The 7086-nt window shown below is 45.3% G+C and carries 7 protein-coding genes; all 7 read left to right on the top strand.

The window, feature by feature from the left end:
* A partial coding sequence (locus WJQ40_RS00355; RefSeq protein ID WP_337537523.1) for a hypothetical protein occupies window positions 1-800 on the top strand: 800 nt, incomplete at its 5' end.
* A gap of 205 nt (window positions 801-1005) precedes the next feature.
* Window positions 1006-3084: a type I DNA topoisomerase gene (gene topA / locus WJQ40_RS00350; protein ID WP_337537522.1), complete on the top strand. Its 2079-nt coding sequence runs from the start codon at window positions 1006-1008 to the stop codon at window positions 3082-3084.
* Between the two features lie 160 nt (window positions 3085-3244).
* Window positions 3245-4030 carry a GTP-sensing pleiotropic transcriptional regulator CodY gene (gene codY, locus WJQ40_RS00345; RefSeq protein ID WP_118797598.1) on the top strand — a complete coding sequence of 262 codons (786 nt, stop codon included), beginning with the start codon at window positions 3245-3247 and terminating at the stop codon, window positions 4028-4030.
* Window positions 4031-4202: 172 nt separating this feature from the next.
* A complete protein-coding gene (gene flgB / locus WJQ40_RS00340; RefSeq protein ID WP_118797599.1) occupies window positions 4203-4592 on the top strand; it encodes a flagellar basal body rod protein FlgB in 390 nt (129 codons plus the stop codon).
* Between the two features lie 63 nt (window positions 4593-4655).
* Window positions 4656-5102 (top strand): flagellar basal body rod protein FlgC, encoded by a 447-nt coding sequence (gene flgC, locus WJQ40_RS00335; RefSeq protein ID WP_118797600.1) that lies wholly within the window; start codon window positions 4656-4658, stop codon window positions 5100-5102.
* Window positions 5103-5134: 32 nt separating this feature from the next.
* Window positions 5135-5464, top strand: a complete 330-nt coding sequence (gene fliE, locus WJQ40_RS00330) for a flagellar hook-basal body complex protein FliE (RefSeq protein WP_118797601.1) — start codon at window positions 5135-5137, stop codon at window positions 5462-5464.
* Between the two features lie 20 nt (window positions 5465-5484).
* Window positions 5485-7086 (top strand): flagellar M-ring protein FliF C-terminal domain-containing protein, encoded by a 1602-nt coding sequence (locus WJQ40_RS00325; RefSeq protein WP_337537521.1) that lies wholly within the window; start codon window positions 5485-5487, stop codon window positions 7084-7086.

The raw sequence follows: 7086 nt of genomic DNA, 5'->3' as shown, positions 1-7086 counted from the left end.
CGGCAATAAACCCTGAAACAGCTGAGATTACAGTTTACAGACAGAAGAAAGATAATAATGTATTTAACATGGGTAAATACAATCTGGAATGGAATAGAGGAGCCAGTGATGCGGGAGAAGAACTGGAGCCGGAAACTTATTTTAGATGGGATGAGAATTTCTTCAGGATATTCCAGGTTATCGATTATGGAGATTATAAGAATCCGGACTGGAGCATAGGATACTTAAATGGATGGAGTGACAGCTTCCCACTGGGAGGAAATACGTATTATGATAAGGATGTGCAGGATGACTGGACATGGTATGCACCGAATTACAGTACAGGGGTATTTAATGAGTTCAATAGGACTCTGAATATCTGGAAGATCCTGCACAACAGAAATAGTAAGGAAAGCAGTGAACCGGTAATAGAAGTGACGAATGCTGATGGAAGCAGGGTGCCGGAGAGCAGTAATATCCTGATAACTTACTATTATTATCTGGATGGATACAGTACACTGGTGGATGAAGATTTTGAGATTGATTTCAGAGTGAACTGGCTCCCGATTGAAGTATCAGAGCCCAATTCGCTGGTATCTCTGACGGTGGAAGGAGAAGATGGTGGGATTGCTGCAAGTATCGACAGTCCACAGTATAAGACAGATTATTCCTGTAATGTAAAGGGTGATTTTGTTGTGGATGGAGAATTAAATCCTGCGATAACGTCGAAGAATTATATTATCAGGGCAACTGATTCACAGGGAAAACAGGATGCAGTACTGGTAAGATTTATCGTCCGTGAATCCTTCATGCTCAACTGACCTTCAGCACCATATATAAGTACTATTAAATAAGAAGAAACCCATGCAGTGATACCGGGAACTCCTGAATTTGAAGGAGTTCCCGGTTTTTTGTATTCAAGTATTGTTTTACTCGTGTTTATAAACTTTTTACTTGCAACCGCAGAAAAATGGGTGTATAGTCTTTGACGTTAACATTTTTAACTATAAAGGGGAAAAGAATTTCATGGCAAAGTATCTGGTAATTGTGGAATCACCGGCGAAGGTGAAGACAATAAAGAAGTTCCTGGGGGAGAATTATACGGTCACGGCAAGCAACGGACACGTCCGTGATCTGCCAAAGAGCCAGCTTGGGATTGACGTGGAACATGACTACGAGCCAAAGTACATTACTATCCGTGGTAAGGGGGATATCCTTGCAAATCTGCGCAAGGAAGTGAAAAAAGCAGATAAGATCTATCTCGCAACGGACCCTGACCGTGAGGGGGAAGCTATTTCCTGGCATCTGTACATGGCATTGAAGCTGGAGAATAAAAAGGTATACCGTATTACCTTTAACGAAATTACTAAAAACGCAGTAAAGGAATCCCTGAAGAATGCCAGGGAGATCAATATGGATCTGGTAGACGCACAGCAGGCAAGAAGAGCACTGGACCGGATGGTTGGCTACCGGATCTCACCGCTTCTCTGGGCGAAGGTAAAGAGGGGCTTAAGTGCCGGGAGAGTACAGTCAGTGGCACTGCGCATCATCTGTGACAGAGAGGATGAGATCAACAACTTTATTCCGGAAGAGTACTGGACACTGGATGCATCTCTTTTCGTAGAAGGAGAAAAGAAGCCGCTGATCGCTAAATATTATGGCACGAAAGACGGTAAGGTAAACATTACCTCCAGAGAAGAGCTGGATAAGATCGTGGCAGGGCTGAAGAATACAGAGTTTAAGATAAGCGAAGTGAAAAAGGGAGAGCGTATAAAGAAAGCGCCTCTTCCCTTTACCACATCTACCCTGCAGCAGGAGGCCAGCAAGGTGCTGAATTTTTCCACACAGAAGACGATGCGCCTGGCACAGCAGCTCTATGAAGGAATTGATATCAAGGGCAGCGGTACTGTGGGTGTGATCACCTATCTGCGTACCGATTCCACCAGAGTATCTGCAGAAGCAGAGGTCATGGCGGAGAAATATATTGAAAAGAATTACGGAAAGGATTATGTATCTGCACCGGCAGAAGGAAAGAATAGCGGACAGAAGATCCAGGATGCACATGAAGCAATCCGGCCTACCGATCTTGACAGAACTCCTGCACAGCTTAAGGATTCTCTTTCCAGAGATCAGTTCAGACTGTATCAGCTGATCTGGAGACGGTTCACCGCAAGCCGTATGGCGCCGGCCAGATATGAAACTACCTCTGTGAAGATTGATGCGGGAGAGCACCGCTTTACTGTTGCAGCATCCAAGGTCGTATTTGAGGGCTTCATGAGTGTCTATACAGAGGAAGATGACAAGGAAGAAAGCAATACCCTGATCAGGGGAATTGATACAGCATCAAAGCTGACACTGGATGAACTGCTGACGAAGCAGCACTTCACACAGCCGGCACCCCATTATACAGAAGCATCACTGGTACGTGCACTGGAAGAGCTTGGGATCGGGCGTCCGAGTACCTATGCTCCTACGATCACCACGATCCTTGCAAGAAGATATATTGTAAAGGAAAACAAAAATCTTTATGTAACAGAGCTGGGTGAAGTGGTTAACAACATGATGAAGGAGGCATTCCCGAGTATTGTGGATGTAAACTTCACAGCCAATATGGAGGCTCTTCTGGATGGAGTGGAGGAGGGAAAGGTCAACTGGAAAACAGTGATTTCCAACTTCTATCCGGATCTGGATGAGGCGGTAAAGAAGGCAGAGAAGGAGCTGCAGGAGGTACAGATCCAGGACGAAGTATCAGATGAGGTCTGTGAACTCTGCGGACGGAATATGGTGATCAAATATGGTCCCCATGGAAGATTCCTGGCATGTCCGGGATTCCCGGAGTGCCGCAATACCAAGCCCTACTACGAGAAGATCGGTGTAGCCTGTCCGAAATGCGGCAAGGATATTGTCCTGAAGAAGACCAAAAAGGGCAGGAAATATTATGGCTGTATTGATAATCCGGAATGCGATTTTATGGTGTGGCAGCGGCCTTCCAATGTGAAATGTGAGCGCTGTGGCTCCCTGATGCTGTATAAGGGGAATAAGCTGGTATGCTCCAATGAATCCTGTGGATTTGTCACATCGGTTCCTAAGGGTGAAGCTCAATAGTCAGAAAATAAATAAAAAATTGGAAAAGTACATGAAATTATGCATAATTCCTGTGAAGTGCATTGAAACTCGAAGCCATATGTGCTAAAATGACGATAGCAATGCGGTATAGAGGAAATTTTTGCGATGACGGTATTTTTTGCCGATGGAGGGACTTAGCATGAGTAGTGTACAGTTGCTGGACAAGACCAGAAAGATTGGGAAGCTTCTTCACAATAATAATTCGAGTAAGGTAGTTTTTAATGATATCTGCAAGGTGTTATGCGAGATCCTGAGTTCAAATGTCCTGGTGATCAGCAAAAAGGGAAAGGTGCTTGGTGTAGGAGATGCGCCCGGTGTTGATTCCATCACTGAGCTGATCGTGGATCAGGTGGGCGGCTTTATTGATGCCCTGTTGAATGAGAGGCTTCTTGCCATTCTTTCCACCAAGGAGAATGTGAATCTGGAAACGCTTGGCTTTGACGCTGAAGAGGTGAAGAAATTCCAGGCGATCATTACACCTATAGAGATCGCAGGAGAGAGACTGGGAACCCTCTTCATTTACAAGTGTGACAGGCAGTATGATATTGATGATATCATTCTCTGTGAATACGGAACTACAGTCGTGGGACTGGAGATGCTCCGGGCAGTCAATGAAGAAAATGCAGAGGAGACACGCAAGCTGAATGTGATCAGATCAGCGATCGGAACCCTTTCCTATTCTGAAATGGAAGCCATCGTTCATATTTTTGAAGAGCTTGATGGTATGGAAGGCATTCTGGTGGCCAGCAAGATCGCAGACAGAGTAGGGATCACCAGATCTGTTATCGTCAATGCACTCCGCAAGTTTGAAAGCGCAGGTGTCATTGAATCGAGATCATCCGGCATGAAGGGTACCTATATCAAGGTCCTGAATGATATGGTATTTGATGAGATCGAGAAATTAAAGGAACAGAACATGAAGTAGATCAGTGACAGGACGTCACATATTTTCGTAAAAGGACTTGCGGCTGGCTAGGATATCTGGCTCGGGGTGGGTCTTTTTTACTAGATGAAATATACATTTCTACTTGTGCTCTCCAATAAATAATTTATAATAAAATAGGATAGGGAGAGTGTGGGATAAAGGAGGAATCCAGATGATCAATACCAATGTGTTTGATTATGTGAATGTTTTAAACAAGGCGGCGGATGCAGCATGGACAAGGAATGATGTGCTTGCCAATAATATTGCTAATATGGATACACCCGGCTATAAGAGACAGGATGTGGATTTTGAATCACAGCTGAAGCAGGCTATGAGGAGCACAAGGTTTAAAAGTGTGGATGCCAGGGTGGGTGCCATCAATGATACAGAGCTGGAAACAAGGGTTTATACGGATGCTTCCGGCTTTTCTTACAGACTGGATGGCAACAATGTGGATATTGATACAGAAACAGCCAGGCTTGCTGAGAACCAGATCAGGTACAATGGACTGGTACAGAGCATGAATGAAGAATTTACCAACCTGAAAATGGTGATGAAATAAGAGCTTCCATATTTTCACCCCTCTGTGGGTGAAGGAGGATACAGAAAGGAATGAAGAACACACATGAGTATTTTTACATCCTTTGATATTAATGCTTCCGGAATGACAGCCCAGCGTTACCGCATGGACGTGATCTCTGAGAATGTGGCCAATGCAGACACGACAAGGACAGAAGATGGAACACCCTACAGACGTAAGGTGGTTACCTTTCAGCAGAAGGGGGAAAAGGTGGGAAGCTTTTCCTCTGTTTTTGGAAAGGCAAGTGATGCCTATAAAGGACAGGGTGTCCGGGTAAGCAAGGTGTCACAGGATACCTGGACAGAGATGATCAAGGCATATGATCCGTCCCATCCGGATGCAGATGAGAATGGTTATGTGACATATCCGAATGTAAATATTGTTACGGAGATGACCAACCTGATTGATGCCAGCCGCTCCTATGAGGCGAATGCTACTGCATTTAATGCCAGTAAGACCATAGCCATGAAGGGTCTTGAGATGGGACAGTAGTATTAAGAAACAGAGGGAAGGATACATAAAAAATGGATATTACGTCATTAAGAAATATATCTTCAGGAGCAGTAAAAAGTGCTGCTGATACATATCTGACAGAGCTGAGGAACGGACAGGACATACAGGAGGATGAAGCTTTTGGAAGCCTTTTTGACAAGGCGGTACAGAACCTGAATACCACCAATGCCTATCTTTCTGATGCCGAGAATGAAAAAATAAAATGGGCACTTGGAGAAACAGAAAATACCCATGATCTGACCAATGCCCTGCAGAAGGCTTCTACTGCGTTGTCCTACACGGTAGCTGTGAGGGACAAGTTCCTTGAAGCATACAAGGAAATCATGCAGATCCAGATCTGACAGAAAAGTAGGAGTGAATCATGCAGGAAAGATTACAGAAAATACTGAAAAACATACTGGATTGGTGGAACAAGTTTTCCACGAAGCAGAAGACCTTTATCGTTGCAGCAGCGGCGGGCGTGATCATAGCGGTGGCAGTGATCGCTTCTGTCCTGACAAGACCACAGTACGTATTACTGCTTCAGTGTGACACGACAAAGGAAGCCTCTGAGGTATCAGATCTTCTGGACGAACAGGGACTGGATTATAAGGTATCAGATGATGGCTACCGGATCCAGATCAACAGGAAACAGCAGTCACAGGCAAATCTTCTGCTTGGAGCCAATGATATCCAGGCGGCAGCCTATACCATTGACAATGTAACGAGCGGCGGCTTCAGCACGACAGAAGCAGATAAACAGAAGCGTTATGAGCTTTATCTGGAAACAAGACTGGCGGATGACTTTATTTCCATGTTCAGTGCCATCAAGAGCGCAAAGGTGGATCTGAATATCCCGACAGATGATGGTACCCTGATCGCAGAAAATAAGGATACATCGGCGTGGATCCTGCTGGAGCTTGACGGCGAGTTTACCACAGATAATGCGGCTTATCTTGCCAAGGCAGTATCCAAGGCTGTCGGGAACGATACTGATGAGAATGTCGTGATCCTGGATACTGATGGAAATATGCTTTTTTCCGGAGATGACAGCTACAGCGCTTCCGGCACAGCAAGCTCCCAGCTTGGTGTGAAAACGCAGTGGGAGACTGTAGTAAAGAATGAAGTAAGACAGGTTCTGCTTGGCACCAATGAATTTGACAAGATCGAGGTGGCGAGCAATCTTGATATTAATTTTGCAACCAGTGAAGAGGTTTACCATGAGTACTCTGCACCTGACGGAGCAACCCAGGGGCTGAAGAGCTCTGACAGAACCTATTCCTCGGAGTCCACCAATGATGGAGGCGGCGTCCCTGGTACAGACAGCAATGGTGACAGCACTGAATATGAATATCAGGATTCTGGCAACAGCTCATCGACAGTAGAAGAGACAGAGAATAACTATCTTCCCAATGAGCGGATCACTACTACCAATAATCTGCCGGGAGTAATAGATTATGATAATTCTACGATAGCAGTTACTGCGATCAGCTATAATGTAGTGAGAGAAGAGGATGTAAAGGCACAGGGACTCCTGGATGGTATCAGCTGGGAGGAATATAAGCTTGCCAATGCACAGGGCTCCAGGATCACGGTAGATGATGATATCCTGGATGTGGTATCCAAGGCAACAGGCTTCCCGGCTGCCAATATTGCCTTTGTAGCAAGGACAGAGAATGTGTTCTTTGATAAAGAGGGACTGAATATCAGCGCCTCCAATATAGTACAGATCATTCTGATCATTATCATTCTCGCCCTGCTTGCTTTTGTAGTGCTGAGGAGCATGAGAGGCGAAAAGGCTTCGAAACAGCCGGAGGAGCTTCCGGTGGAATCCCTTCTGCAGTCACAGCCTGAGATAGAGCTGGAAGATATCAGTGCGGAAGAGGGCTCCGAGACCAAGAAGCTGATCGAAAAATTTGTGGATGAAAATCCTGAGGCCGTTGCCAACTTGCTGCGTAACTGGCTGAATCAGGAATGGGGTTAA

Origin of the sequence: Suilimivivens sp. (assembly GCF_037359455.1) — a bacterium.
GTDB classification, from domain to species: Bacteria; Bacillota; Clostridia; order Lachnospirales; family Lachnospiraceae; genus Suilimivivens; species Suilimivivens aceti.
Note: the sequence above shows the minus strand (reverse complement) of the source record. Positions and strands in the feature narration are given on the sequence as shown.

Bases quoted from the DNA above. Each gene is read 5' to 3' on its own strand.
- topA (WP_337537522.1), top strand. From the start codon at position 1,006: ATGGCAAAGTATCTGGTAATTGTGGAATCACCGGCGAAGGTGAAGACA.
- codY (WP_118797598.1), top strand. From the start codon at position 3,245: ATGAGTAGTGTACAGTTGCTGGACAAGACCAGAAAGATTGGGAAGCTT.
- fliE (WP_118797601.1), top strand. From the start codon at position 5,135: ATGGATATTACGTCATTAAGAAATATATCTTCAGGAGCAGTAAAAAGT.
- flgC (WP_118797600.1), top strand. From the start codon at position 4,656: ATGAGTATTTTTACATCCTTTGATATTAATGCTTCCGGAATGACAGCC.
- WJQ40_RS00325 (WP_337537521.1), top strand. From the start codon at position 5,485: ATGCAGGAAAGATTACAGAAAATACTGAAAAACATACTGGATTGGTGG.
- flgB (WP_118797599.1), top strand. From the start codon at position 4,203: ATGATCAATACCAATGTGTTTGATTATGTGAATGTTTTAAACAAGGCG.